The following is a 15,617-nucleotide window of genomic DNA, read 5'->3' as shown; positions in this document are numbered from 1 at the left end:
TATGGGACGGAAAAAGTGAGAATAGTGTTTCAGTTAGGTCCACTATTGTGATCTTTAGCCAACGCGACAACAAGTAAAAAGAGGAACTAAGTGCTCGACAAAATCCTGAATGCATTTCGCAATTCAAAATGGCGAGGCTCAAGTTTCATTATCGTGGGTATCGATTTTGTAGAACATCAACTCGCCCAAGCACTGATTGAGAGAGGTGGAAAAATAATAGCCTTTGTCGATGATGAGCCATGGAGCCATAAAACCGAGATGCTTGGAGCCCCGCTTCGATATCCAAGCGAAATAGAAGCACTGGCTCAGCGACATCATGTTCAAGCTGTGGTTACATTCAACCAAAGATCTGAGCTGCTGCCTGATGAATGCGTTAAGCAACTTAGCTCAATGAACATACCCACTGTCCAAATGGACCCAAACCTGAGTTTGGAAGAACAACTGAATACGATCTCTTCAACGCTGGACTCATATGAACAGAAGTAACGCGACACTGATTGGTTTTTCAGCCATAGCGCTCTGGGGTGCCTTGGCTCTGTTAACTCGGTTAACGGATAACCAGATCCCACCCTTTCAATTAATGTCGATGACCTTCGCCATTGCTTTTCTACTGATGCTTACCAAATGGCGTAAAGAGGGTCACTGGGGTGTCCGTTACGCAAAACAGAAAAAGCCTGTCTGGCTATTAGGCGTAAGTGGCTATTTTGGTTACCACTTCTGCTACTTTTTAGCGATGTCGAAAGCGCCGGCTGTGCAGGTCAGTCTATTAGCCTACCTTTGGCCCCTACTGATTGTTCTATTCTCTACCCTACTTCCAGGCCACCGTTTTAGATGGGCGCATCTAGTCGGCGCTCTATCAGCTCTAGCGGGCTGTTGGTTATTGATTGGGGGTGGCAGTGACGCCTTCGAACCGCAATACACGTCAGGCTATCTAATCGCCCTAGCCTGCGCTCTAATCTGGTCTAGCTTTTCTGTCACCAGCCGTTTGGCCGCCAATGTACCGACCGATGCGGCTGGCTGGTTTTGTGGTGCCACAGCGGTATTGGCCTTCTTCTGTCACCTCGCCTGGGAGACAACCGTCATGCCAGCCAATCTGATTCAATGGATAGGAGTGATTGGCCTTGGCCTGGGGCCAGTCGGCATCGCCTTTTTCACTTGGGATTACGGGGTAAAGCACGGCAATATTCAACTGCTGGGGGTACTAGCCTATTCGGCACCGTTGATCTCGGTCGTGCTGTTGGTTCTGTTTGGATTAGCGGAACCGAGCTGGACTCTTGCCTGGGCCTGTCTGGCTATTGTCGGTGGGTCACTGATTGCAGGTTTTGAACGCAACAAAAAAGCCGCTTAATAGAGCGGCTCTTCAATCACTTAGCGGAACTTAAAACGCTGTACCCGCTTTACCGCCTAGCTTCTTCAGGATAATTGCCAATGGGCAGAATCCAGTAAAGGCTGTTTGGAATAGGTTCGCACCAACAAAGGCTGTGAACCACAACCAGTACTCACTGACAAACAGTGGGCTAGCCGCTACGCCCAGTGCCAAGCTCAACAAAACCATAAAGCCAGCAAAGGCAAATACCATACGTTCTACAGACATGTTCCGTCCCTCTCAAAATTGAAATTAGGTGGTTCAACTCGAACCAATTTCTATATATTAGTTTTTACTAATTAAACAAGCAACTAATTTATAAAATGCACAGCGACCTCTAACCAAACCGTGTAAAATATTCAGATCGAAAATTTTTAAGGAGTGGGCGATCCCATGAACGAAATCACCATCAAAACACCCGATGATTGGCACCTTCACTTTCGTGATGGCGATATCCTTGCTGAGACAGTAGCAGCAACCGCTCGCTGTTTTGATCGTGCGATTGTCATGCCCAACCTTGCACCACCGGTTCGAAACGCTGCTGACGCAGAGGCCTACAAACAGCGCATTCTAGCTGCACGACCAGAGGGTTCGAACTTTGAGCCTTTAATGACGCTTTACCTCACCGACAGAACCACCGCTGAGGATATCAATGAAGCGGCTAAAGCGGGCATTAAAGCCGTTAAGCTATACCCTGCCGGTGCGACCACAAACTCGGATGCTGCAGTAACAAACATCGATGGCTTAGCCGATGTGTTCGCTGCGCTGGAAGCGAACAACATGCTTCTACTGGTCCATGGTGAGGTCACTGATTCGCATATTGATATTTTTGATCGTGAAAAAGAGTTCATCGATCAACGCATGGGTCCAATCACTCAGAAGTACCCAACGCTTAAAATTGTATTTGAACACATCACCACTAAAGACGCAGCTGAGTTTGTGCTTGCTGCGGGCGGAAACATTGGTGCCACCATTACACCGCAACATTTGATGCTGAACCGAAATGACTTGTTAGTGGGTGGTATTCGCCCACACAACTACTGTTTACCTGTCTTAAAGCGCAACATTCACCAGCAAGCGCTACGTGATGTCGTTGCATCAGGGTCAGATAAGTTCTTCTTAGGCACTGACTCAGCACCTCATGAACAGGCTAAAAAAGAGACCGCCTGTGGCTGTGCAGGCTGTTACAGCGCTTGGGCAGCCATTGAGCTATACACCCAAGTGTTTGATGAGTTAGGGGCACTGAACAAACTAGAGGGTTTTGCGAGCCTACACGGCCCTAAATTTTACGGCCTACCGGAAAACAGCGGCACCATCACACTGTTAAAAGAGTCCTGGACACTACCAGAGAGCATCACTCTACCGAATGGCCGCCCCATCATCCCATTCATGGCCGGAAGTGAGGTTCAGTGGAAGCTGAAAAGCTAGAACTCACTTGCAAAGCGAGGCGGTATCAGTAAGATTCACGCCTCAAGATAAAGCGCCCGTAGCTCACCGGAGCGCCGGCCGGCTAGATAAAGTAACAGCTTCAGATCCTGTTGGTCGGGGGTTCGACAAATTGTGGCAAGAATTTGGACCGCTGTAAGCGCCCGAAGGGGCGTTGAATCGCTTAAGCGATTCAACGAGTCTATCCCGATGATGGATAGCACTATACAATTCAACAACTCAACGCGCCCGTAGCTCAGCTGGATAGAGTAGCAGGTTCCGATCCTGTTGGTCGGGGGTTCGAATCCCTCCGGGCGCGCCATCTTTACCTGAAAGGCCGAGGTCAGGATTGACCGAGTAATCCCGGGCGCGCCATCACACCAAATCACTCCCTACCGACGCTTACCTCGACCTCCCGTCGCACTAGAAGGCTTACCATTTTTAGAAGCGCCACCGCGTTTTGCTCCTCGATCAGGATGTTTGGTTGTCGGTTTACGCACGATCGGTTTGCCTGCAGCATTTCGTTTTGGTCCGTTGGAATTGGGTTTTTTACCCTCTCCGTGGCTATTACGATTTGCATGCCCTTTCTTGTGTGTGGATTGAGAGGGCTTTGATCTGTTCGGGCTGCGTGACTTACGTGTTCCGGGCTTCGCCTCTGACGAGGAGTGCTCTACTGATTTTAACAGTGTTGTTAACTCTTTTTGTGTCAGATCTCGCCAATCGCCAAGCGCTAGGCCCTTCAGGTCGACGTTCATAATGCGGGTACGCTCTAGCTTTACGACCTCATAGCCAAAATGTTCACACATACGGCGAATCTGTCGGTTAAGCCCTTGAACAAGCGTTATGTTGAACACACGAGTATCTAACTTTTTCACGGGGCACTTTTTGGTCATTGTGCCAAGAATGGGGACTCCGCCCGCCATCCCTTCTATGAACGCCGGAGTGATCGGTTTATTAACCGTGACCACATACTCTTTCTCGTGGTTATTACCCGCGCGCAGGACTTTGTTAACCAAATCGCCATTATTGGTCATAAAAATCAGACCCTGAGAGTCTTTATCTAGACGGCCGATTGGGAAGATACGCACACCGTGATTAACGAAATCAACGATATTGTTGGGACGTGAGCTCTCTGTAGTCGATTCAATCCCTACAGGTTTATTCAGGGCTATAAAGACGAAGTCATCGGGCTCTGGTGGGTCGATCATCTGACCATTGACGCGAACCTGATCTCCAGGGTGTACTTGGTCTCCAATCTGAGCCCGTTTACCGTTAATAAAGACATTACCCTGTTCAATAAAGCGATCGGCTTCTCGTCGAGAGCAGATACCACTCTCACTGATAAATTTATTGAGTCGCTTTGCTGAACCGTTGAACATGGCTTAGAGTAATCCTGATTAATTGATCGTCTATTGTATCGATCGAACCAGGCTTCACCAACTTAGACCGCAGATTCATAAGTGAAAAAATGACAAACATAACCGCTTTGCTCTTGGCCCTGTCTGTAACAGCACCGGTATTAGCCGATACAGATAACTACACCTTTATATCGGGAAGTGATATTTACGAAGCTTTATCACAGGAGTCGATGGTCGTTCAGGGGTATGTGTTAGGCGTGACCGATGCACTGAAGCACAGCACAGATTCCAGTAGCTGTTTTGTGATTCCTATGCGTCCCGATGCGGATGCCGTTATCTATTCAACCTATTTAGACTATTGGCAGAACCGCCAAATTCCCGACAGTGGAACTGAGGCAATCACTCAGATGATGCTAAACAACTTCCCTTGTGCGACCAACGTCGAAAATAACTGATATCTCTTAACAATTTACGTTAATTACTAATCAATATACGTTTTCAGGCCGTAAACTTTGAAAATTGATAAATATCAATCTATTGTTATGGGAGAAGTCAGAAATTGACTGCAAAGTTAATTCTGATACTTCTAAAAATGGAGAACATCATGAATCTTAAATTTCTAGCCGCAATCCTTACATCGTTGATGATGGCTTTCGCATTTGTATCACCAGCTCATGCAGCTGATGAGGGCGAAGCAAAGTCTATCTACTGCGATGACGGTTCACTTTGTGTACCAGAGGGTGAGCCAGAACCAGAGTGTGATTAATTTCAACACTCAATAATTATTAAAAAAGAAACATCACTGAGGAATCAAACATGATCCGTAAATCTCTTGTAATGGGCCTAGTTGGCGTAGTTGCTACAGGTATGGCGAGTCTTTCAATGGCTGGCTCTCACTCGGACGACAAACCAGTCGGCATCACTGGCGACCTATTGTCGATTGAAGTCATGCACAACGGCAGCAAAGTGACTGTTGAGCGTAACGCTGACAACCAGAACACTGTAAACCCATCATTCGCATTGACTTCACGTCCTTGTCCTCCTTTCTGTATCCAACCAATGAAACTTGCACCTGGTGTCGAAACCATTGGTGAAGTAGAGATGATTGGCTACATGGAGAAAGCGTCTGCAGGTGACGACTCTATCCTAATCATCGACTCACGTACTCCAGACTGGGCTGCGCGTGGCATGATCCCTGGTGCGATCAACCTACCATGGACAGCACTATCAACTCGTAAAGGTGCTGACCCAATCTCTATTGGTGAGATCTTCACTGACACATTCGGTGCTGAAGAGTTCGACGGTCTTTGGAAGTTCGGTAACGCTAAAACTCTAGTAATGTACTGTAACGGTATGTGGTGTGGCCAGTCGCCAACTAACATCAAAGCACTTCTAGACTTCGGCTACCCAGCGCACAAAATCAAGTGGTACCGTGGTGGTATGCAGAACTGGGAAAACCTTGGCCTAACAACTGTTAAGCCTTAATTGGGGTTTTATACCTAGTTGAACAAAAAAGCGTAGTTATTAACGACTGCGCTTTTTTTTGCCTAAAAATAAGGAAGATACAATGAAAAAAATTCTAATCGCGTCACTGGCCGCTCTCACACTGGCTGGCTGTAACTCTGCAGCAACTAAAACAGAGTCGGCTGCAGCAACCAAGCCTGTGGGTATCACTGGCAGCCTAATGTCGGCTGAGGTCATGCATAAGGGTGAAAAAGTAACCGTCATGCGTAACCAAGATACTAAAAACACCGTGAACCCTTCTTTCGCAATGACATCACGCCCTTGTCCGCCATTCTGTATTCAGCCAATCGTACTGGCACCCGGTGTTGAGACCATTGGTGAAGTAGAGATGGTCGGCTATATGGAAGCGGTCTCTGCAGGTGATGACTCAATCCTTATCATCGACTCACGCACCCCAGACTGGGCTGCTCGCGGCATGATTCCTGGAGCAGTAAACATTCCATGGACTAAGCTGTCGACTCGTAAAGGGGCAGACCCTATCTCTATCGGCGAGATCATCGTGGAAGATTTCGGTGGTGAAGAGTTTGATGGCCTATGGAAGTACGGTAAAGCTAAAACTCTAGTGATGTACTGTAACGGTATGTGGTGTGGCCAATCGCCAACCAACATCAAAGCGCTGCTTGATTTCGGTTACCCAGCTGACAAGATCAAGTGGTACCGCGGTGGTATGCAGGATTGGGAAACACTCGGTTTCACAACCGTTAAACCCTAAGTCGTGCGTCCCTAAGGATAAGGATAAGAGAGCTTCGGCTCTCTTATCCTTTCACCTTTAATCTTCTCATCTTTTAGTCTAAAGCCAATCCCACCGATCATCTCTGATCCTCGATAAAGCACTAAAACAGTCACAAGTTGCCCCTATATGCTAGTTATACCAACCCCTTACATCTTTAAACGATAAGAACCAAAGATAGCGTTATTTCGAATAAAACTAATAATCGTTATAATGCGCGCAGAATTTTTAGCCTTCGGTCTAGGTTACCCACAAGGTAGCAAGTAGAGCCGACTTCAATACAGAGAGGAGCAGCCAATGAAAGCAATCATTTCTAAGGCTTCAACAGCACTATGTACTCTAGGTCTAACGTTTGTAGCTCTATCAGCGCAAGCCGTTACTTCTGAAGATGTCATCGCAGAACGTCTAATGCCAGTAGGCAAAGTGTGTCTACAAGGTGATGAAAGCTGTGGTTCAGCTTCTGCAGCACCAGCGGGTGGTGCCCGAACTGCAGCGGATATCGTCGCGGTTTCATGTAATTCTTGTCATGGTGCAGGTGTATTAGGCGCTCCTAAGATCGGCTCTGGTGAATGGGCTGCACGCCTAGATGCTAAAGGTCTAGACACCTTGGTTAGCAATGCAATTAATGGCATCGGTGCAATGCCTCCCCGCGGTACATGTTCTGACTGTACTGATGATGAGATCAAAGCATCAATTGAGTACATGATCGCTCAATAAGCGATACTCGATAAAAAACAGCGCCTGAGGGCGCTGTTTTTGTGTGTACTATCAGAAATCATCCAATAGATTTTTTAATCCAGCCAAGGTCTGTTTGCCTCTGACTCGGTTTCGTTCTGGATCGACTTCGCCATGCCCTTCACGCTCAATATCCTCATCGGGCAGTTCGTCTAGGAATCGACTCGGTTCACAACTCTGCCACTCCCCAAACTGTTTACGCTTCTTCGCTAACGTCATCGCTAACGTGCGCTGCGCTCGGGTGATGCCCACATAGGCGAGACGACGTTCCTCTTCGATGGTGTCCGACTCGATGCTATTTCGGTGCGGTAACAGATCCTCTTCCATACCCATTAGGTAGACATGGGGGAACTCCAATCCCTTAGAGGCGTGTAGCGTCATTAACTGAACACGATCGGAGTCATCCTCCTCCTCTTGGCGTTCTAGCAAGTCGAGCAGCACAAGTCGCGCAATCGCCTCTTCAATGCCCGCATCTGGATCATCTTCTTGGATACGCTCCAAGGAGGCACGAAGGGAGTCGACTAGGAACCAGACATTCTGAATACGCTTTTCCGCGATAATATCGCTTGAGGCGTTAGCGGTAATCCACTCTTCGTAGCCAATTTCGGCGATCAGTTCACGAATCGCCCCAATGGGATCCGACCCCAAACAGAGTGAGTGCAAACGCTCTATCATCTCAGTAAAGGCACGCAGCCGAGCCAGCGCGTTGGGCTTCATAACCTGCTCGATACCCAACTCATCGACCGCTGCAAACATGCTGATATGTCGCTCGGTTGCATACTCCCCGAGCTGCTGCAGTGTGGTAGGTCCGATCTCTCGACGCGGCAAGTTGATGATACGAAGGAAGGCGTTATCGTCGTCGCGATTGATCAACACTTTGAAGTAAGCCATCAAATCTTTGATCTCGGCGCGAGCAAAGAACGAGGTGCCGCCGCTGAGCTTATAAGGCACCTTAAAGTTCTGCATTTTAATCTCGAGCAACCTGGCTTGGTGATTGCCACGATAGAGCACAGCAAAATCTTTAAAGGGTGCGCGCTCTCGCAGGTGTCGTTCCAGAATCTCGGTCGCGATGCGCTCACACTCCGCATCTTCACTGGGTAGGTGTATCAGACGCAGCGGATCACCCATGCCCATTTCGCTCCACAGCGTCTTATCAAACACGTGGGGGTTGTTCGCAATCAAGGTGTTAGCCGCCTTGAGTATGCGGCTTGTAGAGCGATAGTTCTGCTCTAGCTTTACTAGTTTTAAACTTGGAAAGTCGTGCTGCAGTTGGGCCAGATTCTCTGGACGAGCACCACGCCATGCGTAGATCGACTGATCATCATCACCTACGACGGTTAAACCTGTACGATGCCCCACCAGCTGTCGAACTAGACGGTACTGTGACAAGTTGGTGTCTTGGTACTCATCGACTAACAAGTAGCGAATGCGGTTTTGCCAACGCTCTAACACCTCTGGCTTTTGATCAAACAGCCGCACAGGCACCAAAATAAGATCATCAAAATCGACCGCGTTATAGGCACGAAGGTGGCGCTCATATGCCTCATAGGCTCTGGCGCAGAGAATGTCGATCGGCTCTGAGACAGTCTCCAGAGCCTGTTGAGGCGTGATCATCTCATTCTTCCAAGAGGAGATTTGGCTCTGAACGACATTGATCTTATCCGTGTCCTCATCGTGATGGACTAGAAGATCTCGAATTAAGATGCGACTGTCTTGGTCATCAAACAACGAAAAGCCTGGCTTCATTCCGAGCGCTTTATGCTCACGGCGCAAGATGGTTAGACCAAGATTGTGGAAGGTTGAGACAATCAAACCGCGTGCCGCTTTACCCTCCACCAGCGACATGACTCGCTCTTTCATCTCACGCGAGGCTTTGTTGGTAAAGGTAACCGCCGCAATGTGGCGCGCCTCAATGCCGCACTCTTCAATGAGATAAGCGATTTTTCGCGTGATGACACTGGTTTTACCTGAGCCAGCGCCAGCCAATACCAGCAGTGGACCACTGATGTATTCGACGGCTTCTTTCTGACGGGGGTTAAGGCGTGACATGTTTGATGAGCAGACTCGATATTAGGGCGCACAGTGTACACCCTGACATCAGCAAGCCCAAGATCTGCTCATCAGTTAAAGCTGTCGATAGCTGAGCGCCTCCATAATGTGGCTGTTTTCGATCGCCTGATCTGCATTCATATCCGCCAGTGTGCGAGCCACGCGAAGTGCTCTATGGCAAGCCCTAGCGGAGAGCTGTAAGCGTGTCGCTATCACCATAAACTCTTTTGATAATGACTCTGAAGCATTCAGCTCTTTTTGGACTTCACTGCCTGTTAGCTCAGAGTTGAGCTTGCCCTGCCGATCATACTGTCGCTGCTGACACTGACTAACTCGCTTACGAACTGCGTCAGAGCACTCCTCATGCGATTCGCCCAGTAATAGCTCCTCTGTGGGCACCGCACTCAAAGCCAGACGCATATCAAATCGATCCAACAATGGGCCAGAGACTCGACCCTGATATCGATCGATTAGAGCCTGAGAACACTGACATCGCTCAGTCCCATCAGCGTAGTAACCGCAGGGGCAAGGATTCATCGCCGCCATCAAAGAGAAACGCGCAGGGTAGGTCAGCGTGCCCGCCACTCTAGAAATACTGACCTCACCGGTTTCAAGCGGCTCTCGCAGAACTTCCAGAACAGAACGGGGAAATTCTGGCAGCTCATCCAGAAATAGAACCCCTTGATGCGCCAGTGAGATCTCACCCGGCCTAGGGGAAGATCCACCCCCCACCATCGCCCGTGATGATGCACTGTGGTGCGGTGCTCTGTAGGGTCGTTCACCCCGAAACAATCGCTCGACCGGCAAACCCGAGACCGAATAGATACTGGCCGTTTCGATACAACTGGATTGCGAAAGTGGCGGTAGGATCGATGGCAGTGCTTGGGCCAACATACTTTTACCACTGCCCGGAGGACCGCTCAAAAGCAGGTTATGCATTCCACTGGCGGCCACTTCCAAGGCACGACGGGCCATCGGTTGTCCCCGAACTTCTGAAAGATCTACGGGGTAACTCGGCGGATAATGAACTGGGGGTTGAGGGTCTATTTCAGGTAGCTTTTCAGCACTCAACGCCTGACATAGATCGTACAGCGTCTTAGCTGAAAGTTGTTGCTTAGCACCCGCGAGAGAGGCTTCTTGGCTATTATCGGGGGCAATAACAATCAGTGAATCCGCTTCAGCACAGGCATAGGCGGCCGGAAATAGGCCTCTAATAGGGTGCAGTTTGCCGTCCAAGCCCAATTCTGAGTAGAGCTCTGCCTGCTGCAGGTGAGTTGTTTTAAGCTGATTGGATGCCAACAGAATGCCAAGCGCAATGGCTAGGTCATAGCGTCCGCCCTCTTTGGGGAGATCGGCCGGTGATAAGTTAACGGTGATTCGTCGTTGCGGGTATTCAAAGCCGGCGTTTAACAGTGCACTGCGCACACGCTCGCGGCTTTCACGCACCGCGGTCTCTGCCATACCCACAATTGCAAAGGAGGGTAAGCCTCCTGAAAGGTGCACTTCAACGCGAACGCGAGGTGCCTCGATACCGAGCTGAGCTCGGCTATAAAGAGTTGCCAATGCCATGACGCCATCCTTGGGTCCTGCAGTTGGCCTAGCGTTGCTTTAGGACTCTTTTGACTCCAACTCAGCAACCATCGCTTCCAACTGCTCTAATTTTTCTCGAGTTCGCTGAAGTACAGCGGCCTGAGCGTCAAACTCCTCCCGAGTGACTAAATCCAGTTTAGCAAAACTTGATTGAAGTACAGTTTTAATTTGCTGCTGCATCGCCTCCTGACCTGGAAGTGATGAGTTACCCTGAAGGAATTGGGTCATCGTCTGACTTAGGTTTTCAAACATCTTAGGATCAAGCATCTCAGCCCCCTTTAACATCGATATGCGTCTCAATAGATGCACTATACCAGAACCCTTTTAAGACAAGCGTCTATGATGACTATTTTAGCCTCAATATGGCGCACCAAAGTAGTGCATGCACTTTTGTGGTGCATACTGGCGTGCACTATAAAGGTTGATAAAACGGTAAAGAGACCCATGAAAAATTTATAAGTCAATGTTTTATAAGTTATTTTTAAAAGTTGGCACAAGTTTCGCAAATAGAGTTCACAGGAAAAAATTAATCCTCCCTTTTCACATTAAGGAGAAATCTGATGAAACTAGTGTCAGCCGTAATTAAGCCATTCAAGCTTGACGACGTGCGCGAAGCGCTATCAGAGATCGGTGTACAAGGTATCACCGTGACTGAAGTTAAAGGCTTTGGCCGTCAAAAAGGCCACACCGAACTCTACCGTGGTGCAGAGTATGTTGTGGACTTCCTACCTAAAGTTCGCCTAGACGCTGCTGTCTCTGATGAGATCGTAGATCAGGTTATCGAAGCGATCACCAATGCTGCGCAAACCGGCAAAATTGGCGACGGTAAGATTTTTGTTTCAGCGCTTGAACAAGTGGTTCGCATCCGTACCGGTGAGACCGGCGACGAAGCTCTATAACGTTTTGATTTTTGGCCTTATTGGAGGGCATAACAATGGAAGAACTTTTGAATACAACAGCTGGTGATGTTACCCAGCTGAAGTACGCACTCGATACCTTCTACTTCTTGGTGTGTGGTGCGCTGGTTATGTGGATGGCGGCAGGCTTCTCAATGCTAGAAGCAGGTCTTGTTCGTTCTAAGAACACCACTGAAATTCTAACTAAGAACATCGCGCTATTCGCGATCTCTTGCATCATGTACTTCGTTTGCGGTTACGCGATCATGTACGGCGGTGACTACTTCCTATCTAGCATCACGGGTGACGGTGTTGCCGATGAGTGGACCTACGCGCCATCAGCTGACTTCTTCTTCCAGGTGGTATTCGTTGCAACAGCAATGTCTATCGTATCGGGTGCAGTGGCTGAACGTATGAAACTATGGGCGTTCCTAGCGTTCGCGGTTGTGATGACAGGCTTCATCTACCCAATGGAAGGTTCTTGGACTTGGGGCGGCAACGCTGTATTCGGCATGTACACTCTAGGTGATCTTGGTTTCTCTGACTTCGCGGGTTCAGGTATCGTCCACATGGCAGGTGCTGCAGCAGCACTAGCAGGTGTCCTAATGCTTGGCGCACGTAAAGGCAAATACGGTAAGAACGGTGAGATCAATGCGATCCCTGGTGCTAACCTACCAATGGCAACACTGGGCACATTCATCCTTTGGATGGGTTGGTTCGGCTTCAACGGTGGTTCGGTTCTAGCAACGTCTGACGTTGAGAACTCAAACGCAGTTGCCGTTGTCTTCATGAACACTAACGCAGCTGCGGCTGGCGGTGTAGTAGCAGCACTAATCACAGCGCGTCTACTGTTCGGCAAAGCGGACCTTACAATGGCACTTAACGGTGCACTAGCAGGTCTAGTAGCGATCACAGCAGAGCCTTCAACCCCTTCTGCACTACAAGCTCACATCTTCGGTGCGATCGGTGGTGTTCTGGTTGTCTTCTCTATCCTAACGCTGGATAAACTAAAAATTGACGATCCTGTCGGTGCGATCTCTGTACACGGTGTTGTAGGTCTTCTTGGTCTACTACTGGTACCAGTAACTAACGACGGTTCTACTTTCTCTGGCCAGATCATCGGCGCCCTAACAATCTTCGTATGGGTATTCGTTGTCAGCCTAGTGGTTTGGGGCATCATCAAAGCTGTGATGGGCATCCGAGTGACTGAAGAGGAAGAGTACGAAGGTGTCGATATCTCTGAATGTGGTATGGAAGCCTACCCAGAGTTCGTCACTTCACGTAAGTAATAGGAAACTCAGTTTCTGTTGAAACCCGGGGTGTAGCGATACACCCCTCTTCTCAGCCCTACCCCCAGGTAGGGTTTTTTTCGTTTCTGGACAAACAGGTTGATCAGGAAACTTGAAGGTTAAACCATCCATGTACATAATGGATGAAAATTTACAGCGAATTGGGACAGTTTTGCCTGCCCAGTTCAACAAGGAGAAACTATGAAACTGGTATCGGCAGTTATCAAACCGTTCAAACTGGATGATGTGCGCGAAGCGCTGTCTGACATTGGTATCCAAGGTGTTACAGTGACTGAAGTTAAAGGCTTCGGTCGTCAGAAAGGTCACACAGAACTTTACCGTGGTGCCGAGTACGTAGTGGACTTCCTTCCTAAGGTAAAAATTGAAGTCGCGATCGACGACGACATGCTAGATCAAGTCATTGAAGCGATCAGCTCTACGGCCAATACTGGCAAGATCGGTGATGGTAAAATCTTCGTTATGCCAGTTGAGCAAGTGGTACGTATTCGTACTGGCGAGACGGGTTCAGAAGCGCTTTAAGCTTCGATCCATTTCAAAAATGCCGCTACCGATCAGTTCGCTAGCGGCATTTTTATATCTACTTGAAGCCCCGTTGGCGCGAGGTTTTGGAACTGAACCTCCCCACCGACGCGTTCAGTCGCTCGAGTCACGATACTCAAACCCAAACCGTAACCGCCTGAGTTGGCCCCACGTCTAAATGGCTGCCCAATCGAATCTAGAATCGATTCTGGTAATCCGGGTCCATTATCAACCACTCGAATCGTTAGCCTGCCGTTATCAGTAGCGACAGATACCTTAATCAACGTACCCTGTGGCGTGTGATTGATGGCGTTATTCAACAGATTGCTGACGACTCGACTCAGTGGTTCACTCCGAATGGTTGCTCCATCAGTGACATCAAGTGATAGGTCGAATTGATGCTGTGGGCCGCTGACACGGGCGTCCTGCACCAGATCCCGACACAGCAGTGCCAGATCCAAAATTGGTGCAGTCGCTTCGGCATCTCGAGCTCGGGCCAGTGTGAGTATTTCAGAGATTAAACCGTCTAATTTAACGCACTCTTTATTAATGCGTTGCAGGGTACGATCATCCTCACCCCACTTCTGCTCTGCCAAACCTGCTGCCGCCTGAAGACGGGCTAAAGGTGCTCGTAGCTCATGAGAGACATCCTGCAGAAGATGCCGTTGGCTATCGAGCGTCTGCTCAACGTAATCAACCATCTGGTTAAACTCACGTGCCAGCTGGCCCAGCTCATCGCCTCGTTTGACGAGCTTACCCTCGGCTCGACTGCTTAAATTACCCTGTTGATGAAGGCGGCGAACAAACCCCTTCAAGTCGTTAATCGGTCTGACGACTAACCACGTGACCAGAAGGCTGCTGCCAAAGGAGACCGCAATGACCCACAAAACTTGGAAGGAGAGTAAGAACCCCCACATCCGTTCAAACAGCTCTTCATTTCGTTCGGGTGGGAAGTAGACGAGGTATGGGGTGCCATCAGCAGCGATGATCTCTGTCACCATTGCATCCTTGGGTTGTGACCGTCTACCTGACGAGTAGATCAGTTGATTGGATCGCTTCTCATAGATCCAAAGCGGTAGACGTCGGCGCTGCTCTTTACGTTGCATCCCATACTGATAATCGGAGATTAACTGCTCTGCGATGATGGTCGCTTTCTGCTTTTGGCTCTCGGTGCGATCGGGAGTATCAGTGACAGAGATGAACAGGGTCAAGCTGATAAGAATACCAAGCGTGCTGACCAGCCAGACGGCGCCGAAGATGCGCCAGAATAGATGTTGATACCAGCGCATTAACCCTCCACCCCAACGACCATCTGGTAGCCTTCACCACGGACTGTTTTAATCATCTCGGCTAAGCCAGGCTTTGCCTGCTCAAGCTTCTGTCTAACACGGCTGACGTGGACATCGATCGATCGATCGTAAGCCGTTAATTTGCGGTGCAGTACCTGTTCGGTCAGCCACTCTTTTGACGCGACCTGCCCAGCACGCTCCATCAACAAAGCCAGCACATTAAATTCAGCTGCGGTTAGCTGTAACTCTATCTCATCAACACAAGCCACTCGACGAGCTGGGGTAAGATTCACTGCCCCAACCGAAAGCGTCTGTTTGTTAGTCTCCTCTTTAACGGGAACAGACCTGCGTAACACGGCACGAATACGCGCCAGCAGCTCGCGCGGGTTGGCCGGTTTAGACAGGTAGTCATCAGCCCCCATCTCTAGTCCCAGGATGCGATCAATATCATCCCCTTTACCGGTCAACATGATGACAGGTGTAGAGACCTTAGGACGAACCTGCTGCAGCAACTCAAGTCCAGATAGGCCAGGCATCATGATATCGAACACACAGAGATCAAACTGATTGCCAGCATCAAACAACTCGATAGCCTGCTCTGCTGACCCTGCTTGAGTCACTGAGAACCCCTCATTCTCAAGGTATTCACCCAGCATGTCCGTCAGATCAAGATCGTCATCAACTAACAGTATTTGTGTGCTCATATTCACTCCTATTTGGGCCCAGTTTACGCTTGGCTGCGTCAAACTCCCAAAACTTTACGCAACTTTACGAACTCGCAACCCAACTTAGCATTGCCATCATCAATAATGGATACATCGAAACG

The 15,617-nt window shown here is 49.1% G+C and carries 18 protein-coding genes and 1 tRNA gene; 12 read left to right on the top strand and 7 right to left on the bottom strand.

From position 1 onward, the window contains the following. Positions 1-90 precede the first annotated feature (90 nt). The gene (locus tag XMM383_RS04755; RefSeq protein WP_173481922.1) at positions 91-486 is read left to right on the top strand and encodes a nucleoside-diphosphate sugar epimerase/dehydratase; all 396 of its coding nucleotides are present in this window, start codon (positions 91-93) and stop codon (positions 484-486) included. Continuing rightward, positions 473-1,348, top strand: coding sequence for a DMT family transporter (locus XMM383_RS04750; protein ID WP_173482612.1), 876 nt, complete (start codon positions 473-475; stop codon positions 1,346-1,348). Before XMM383_RS04755 ends, XMM383_RS04750 begins: the two co-directional genes overlap by 14 nt. A 30-nt stretch (positions 1,349-1,378) precedes the next feature. On the opposite strand, the gene XMM383_RS04745 is transcribed toward XMM383_RS04750, so the two are convergent. Next, positions 1,379-1,594 (bottom strand): DUF2892 domain-containing protein, encoded by a 216-nt coding sequence (locus tag XMM383_RS04745; RefSeq protein ID WP_173481920.1) that lies wholly within the window; start codon positions 1,592-1,594, stop codon positions 1,379-1,381. Positions 1,595-1,759: 165 nt separating this feature from the next. Between XMM383_RS04745 and pyrC the strand changes: the two genes are divergently transcribed. Together pyrC and XMM383_RS04735 are read left to right on the top strand one after the other, a co-directional pair. Beyond that, the gene (gene pyrC / locus XMM383_RS04740) at positions 1,760-2,794 is read left to right on the top strand and encodes a dihydroorotase (protein WP_173484137.1); all 1,035 of its coding nucleotides are present in this window, start codon (positions 1,760-1,762) and stop codon (positions 2,792-2,794) included. A 242-nt stretch (positions 2,795-3,036) separates the two neighbouring features. Then, positions 3,037-3,113 (top strand) — tRNA-Arg (locus tag XMM383_RS04735). A 70-nt stretch (positions 3,114-3,183) separates the two neighbouring features. Here the strand turns inward: XMM383_RS04735 and rluF are convergent. Further along, entirely contained in the window at positions 3,184-4,170 is a 987-nt protein-coding gene (gene rluF / locus XMM383_RS04730) for a 23S rRNA pseudouridine(2604) synthase RluF (protein WP_173484161.1), read from the bottom strand. An 89-nt stretch (positions 4,171-4,259) separates the two neighbouring features. On the opposite strand from rluF, the gene XMM383_RS04725 reads away from it, so the two are divergent. From XMM383_RS04725 to XMM383_RS04705, 5 genes are all read left to right on the top strand, one after another. Further along, a complete protein-coding gene (locus XMM383_RS04725) occupies positions 4,260-4,604 on the top strand; it encodes a hypothetical protein (RefSeq protein ID WP_173481912.1) in 345 nt (114 codons plus the stop codon). 149 nt (positions 4,605-4,753) lie between these two features. Then, positions 4,754-4,915: a hypothetical protein gene (locus XMM383_RS04720; protein ID WP_173481911.1), complete on the top strand. Its 162-nt coding sequence runs from the start codon at positions 4,754-4,756 to the stop codon at positions 4,913-4,915. A 50-nt stretch (positions 4,916-4,965) separates the two neighbouring features. Further along, positions 4,966-5,634 (top strand): rhodanese-like domain-containing protein, encoded by a 669-nt coding sequence (locus XMM383_RS04715; protein ID WP_217362111.1) that lies wholly within the window; start codon positions 4,966-4,968, stop codon positions 5,632-5,634. A gap of 82 nt (positions 5,635-5,716) precedes the next feature. Beyond that, positions 5,717-6,385 (top strand): rhodanese-like domain-containing protein, encoded by a 669-nt coding sequence (locus XMM383_RS04710; RefSeq protein WP_173482616.1) that lies wholly within the window; start codon positions 5,717-5,719, stop codon positions 6,383-6,385. Positions 6,386-6,700: 315 nt separating this feature from the next. Next, positions 6,701-7,120 carry a cytochrome c5 family protein gene (locus XMM383_RS04705; protein ID WP_173481909.1) on the top strand — a complete coding sequence of 140 codons (420 nt, stop codon included), beginning with the start codon at positions 6,701-6,703 and terminating at the stop codon, positions 7,118-7,120. 51 nt (positions 7,121-7,171) lie between these two features. Here the strand turns inward: XMM383_RS04705 and rep are convergent, their stop codons facing one another. The 3 genes from rep to XMM383_RS04690 form a co-directional block, all read right to left on the bottom strand. Continuing rightward, positions 7,172-9,187 (bottom strand): DNA helicase Rep, encoded by a 2,016-nt coding sequence (rep, locus tag XMM383_RS04700; protein WP_173481908.1) that lies wholly within the window; start codon positions 9,185-9,187, stop codon positions 7,172-7,174. 75 nt (positions 9,188-9,262) lie between these two features. Then, entirely contained in the window at positions 9,263-10,756 is a 1,494-nt protein-coding gene (locus XMM383_RS04695; RefSeq protein WP_173481907.1) for a YifB family Mg chelatase-like AAA ATPase, read from the bottom strand. A gap of 39 nt (positions 10,757-10,795) precedes the next feature. Further along, positions 10,796-11,044, bottom strand: a complete 249-nt coding sequence (locus XMM383_RS04690; protein WP_173481906.1) for an accessory factor UbiK family protein — start codon at positions 11,042-11,044, stop codon at positions 10,796-10,798. Positions 11,045-11,337: 293 nt separating this feature from the next. Between XMM383_RS04690 and glnK (XMM383_RS04685) the strand changes: the two genes are divergently transcribed. The 3 genes from glnK (XMM383_RS04685) (at position 11,338) to glnK (XMM383_RS04675) (ending at position 13,502) form a co-directional block, all read left to right on the top strand. Next, a complete protein-coding gene (gene glnK, locus XMM383_RS04685) occupies positions 11,338-11,676 on the top strand; it encodes a P-II family nitrogen regulator (RefSeq protein ID WP_173481905.1) in 339 nt (112 codons plus the stop codon). Between the two features lie 35 nt (positions 11,677-11,711). Continuing rightward, positions 11,712-12,962 carry an ammonium transporter gene (locus XMM383_RS04680; protein WP_173481904.1) on the top strand — a complete coding sequence of 417 codons (1,251 nt, stop codon included), beginning with the start codon at positions 11,712-11,714 and terminating at the stop codon, positions 12,960-12,962. Between the two features lie 201 nt (positions 12,963-13,163). Beyond that, positions 13,164-13,502: a P-II family nitrogen regulator gene (gene glnK / locus XMM383_RS04675; protein WP_173481903.1), complete on the top strand. Its 339-nt coding sequence runs from the start codon at positions 13,164-13,166 to the stop codon at positions 13,500-13,502. A gap of 32 nt (positions 13,503-13,534) precedes the next feature. On the opposite strand, the gene XMM383_RS04670 is transcribed toward glnK (XMM383_RS04675), so the two are convergent. Continuing rightward, positions 13,535-14,791 (bottom strand): HAMP domain-containing sensor histidine kinase, encoded by a 1,257-nt coding sequence (locus XMM383_RS04670; protein WP_173481902.1) that lies wholly within the window; start codon positions 14,789-14,791, stop codon positions 13,535-13,537. Next, positions 14,791-15,495, bottom strand: coding sequence for a response regulator transcription factor (locus tag XMM383_RS04665; RefSeq protein WP_173481901.1), 705 nt, complete (start codon positions 15,493-15,495; stop codon positions 14,791-14,793). The genes XMM383_RS04670 and XMM383_RS04665 overlap by 1 nt, the downstream gene beginning before the upstream one ends. Between the last annotated feature and the right edge of the window lie 122 nt (positions 15,496-15,617).

This window comes from Marinobacterium sp. xm-m-383, assembly GCF_013283255.1.
Lineage (GTDB): Bacteria > Pseudomonadota > Gammaproteobacteria > Pseudomonadales > Balneatricaceae > Marinobacterium_E.
This window is presented reverse-complemented; position numbering and strand designations above follow the sequence as displayed.

Bases quoted from the DNA above. Each gene is read 5' to 3' on its own strand.
- XMM383_RS04750 (WP_173482612.1), top strand. From the start codon at position 473: ATGAACAGAAGTAACGCGACACTGATTGGTTTTTCAGCCATAGCGCTC.
- XMM383_RS04745 (WP_173481920.1), bottom strand. From the start codon at position 1,594: ATGTCTGTAGAACGTATGGTATTTGCCTTTGCTGGCTTTATGGTTTTG.
- pyrC (WP_173484137.1), top strand. From the start codon at position 1,760: ATGAACGAAATCACCATCAAAACACCCGATGATTGGCACCTTCACTTT.
- rluF (WP_173484161.1), bottom strand. From the start codon at position 4,170: ATGTTCAACGGTTCAGCAAAGCGACTCAATAAATTTATCAGTGAGAGT.
- XMM383_RS04725 (WP_173481912.1), top strand. From the start codon at position 4,260: ATGACAAACATAACCGCTTTGCTCTTGGCCCTGTCTGTAACAGCACCG.
- XMM383_RS04720 (WP_173481911.1), top strand. From the start codon at position 4,754: ATGAATCTTAAATTTCTAGCCGCAATCCTTACATCGTTGATGATGGCT.
- XMM383_RS04715 (WP_217362111.1), top strand. From the start codon at position 4,966: ATGATCCGTAAATCTCTTGTAATGGGCCTAGTTGGCGTAGTTGCTACA.
- XMM383_RS04710 (WP_173482616.1), top strand. From the start codon at position 5,717: ATGAAAAAAATTCTAATCGCGTCACTGGCCGCTCTCACACTGGCTGGC.
- XMM383_RS04705 (WP_173481909.1), top strand. From the start codon at position 6,701: ATGAAAGCAATCATTTCTAAGGCTTCAACAGCACTATGTACTCTAGGT.
- rep (WP_173481908.1), bottom strand. From the start codon at position 9,187: ATGTCACGCCTTAACCCCCGTCAGAAAGAAGCCGTCGAATACATCAGT.
- XMM383_RS04695 (WP_173481907.1), bottom strand. From the start codon at position 10,756: ATGGCATTGGCAACTCTTTATAGCCGAGCTCAGCTCGGTATCGAGGCA.
- XMM383_RS04690 (WP_173481906.1), bottom strand. From the start codon at position 11,044: ATGCTTGATCCTAAGATGTTTGAAAACCTAAGTCAGACGATGACCCAA.
- glnK (WP_173481905.1), top strand. From the start codon at position 11,338: ATGAAACTAGTGTCAGCCGTAATTAAGCCATTCAAGCTTGACGACGTG.
- XMM383_RS04680 (WP_173481904.1), top strand. From the start codon at position 11,712: ATGGAAGAACTTTTGAATACAACAGCTGGTGATGTTACCCAGCTGAAG.
- glnK (WP_173481903.1), top strand. From the start codon at position 13,164: ATGAAACTGGTATCGGCAGTTATCAAACCGTTCAAACTGGATGATGTG.
- XMM383_RS04670 (WP_173481902.1), bottom strand. From the start codon at position 14,791: ATGCGCTGGTATCAACATCTATTCTGGCGCATCTTCGGCGCCGTCTGG.
- XMM383_RS04665 (WP_173481901.1), bottom strand. From the start codon at position 15,495: ATGAGCACACAAATACTGTTAGTTGATGACGATCTTGATCTGACGGAC.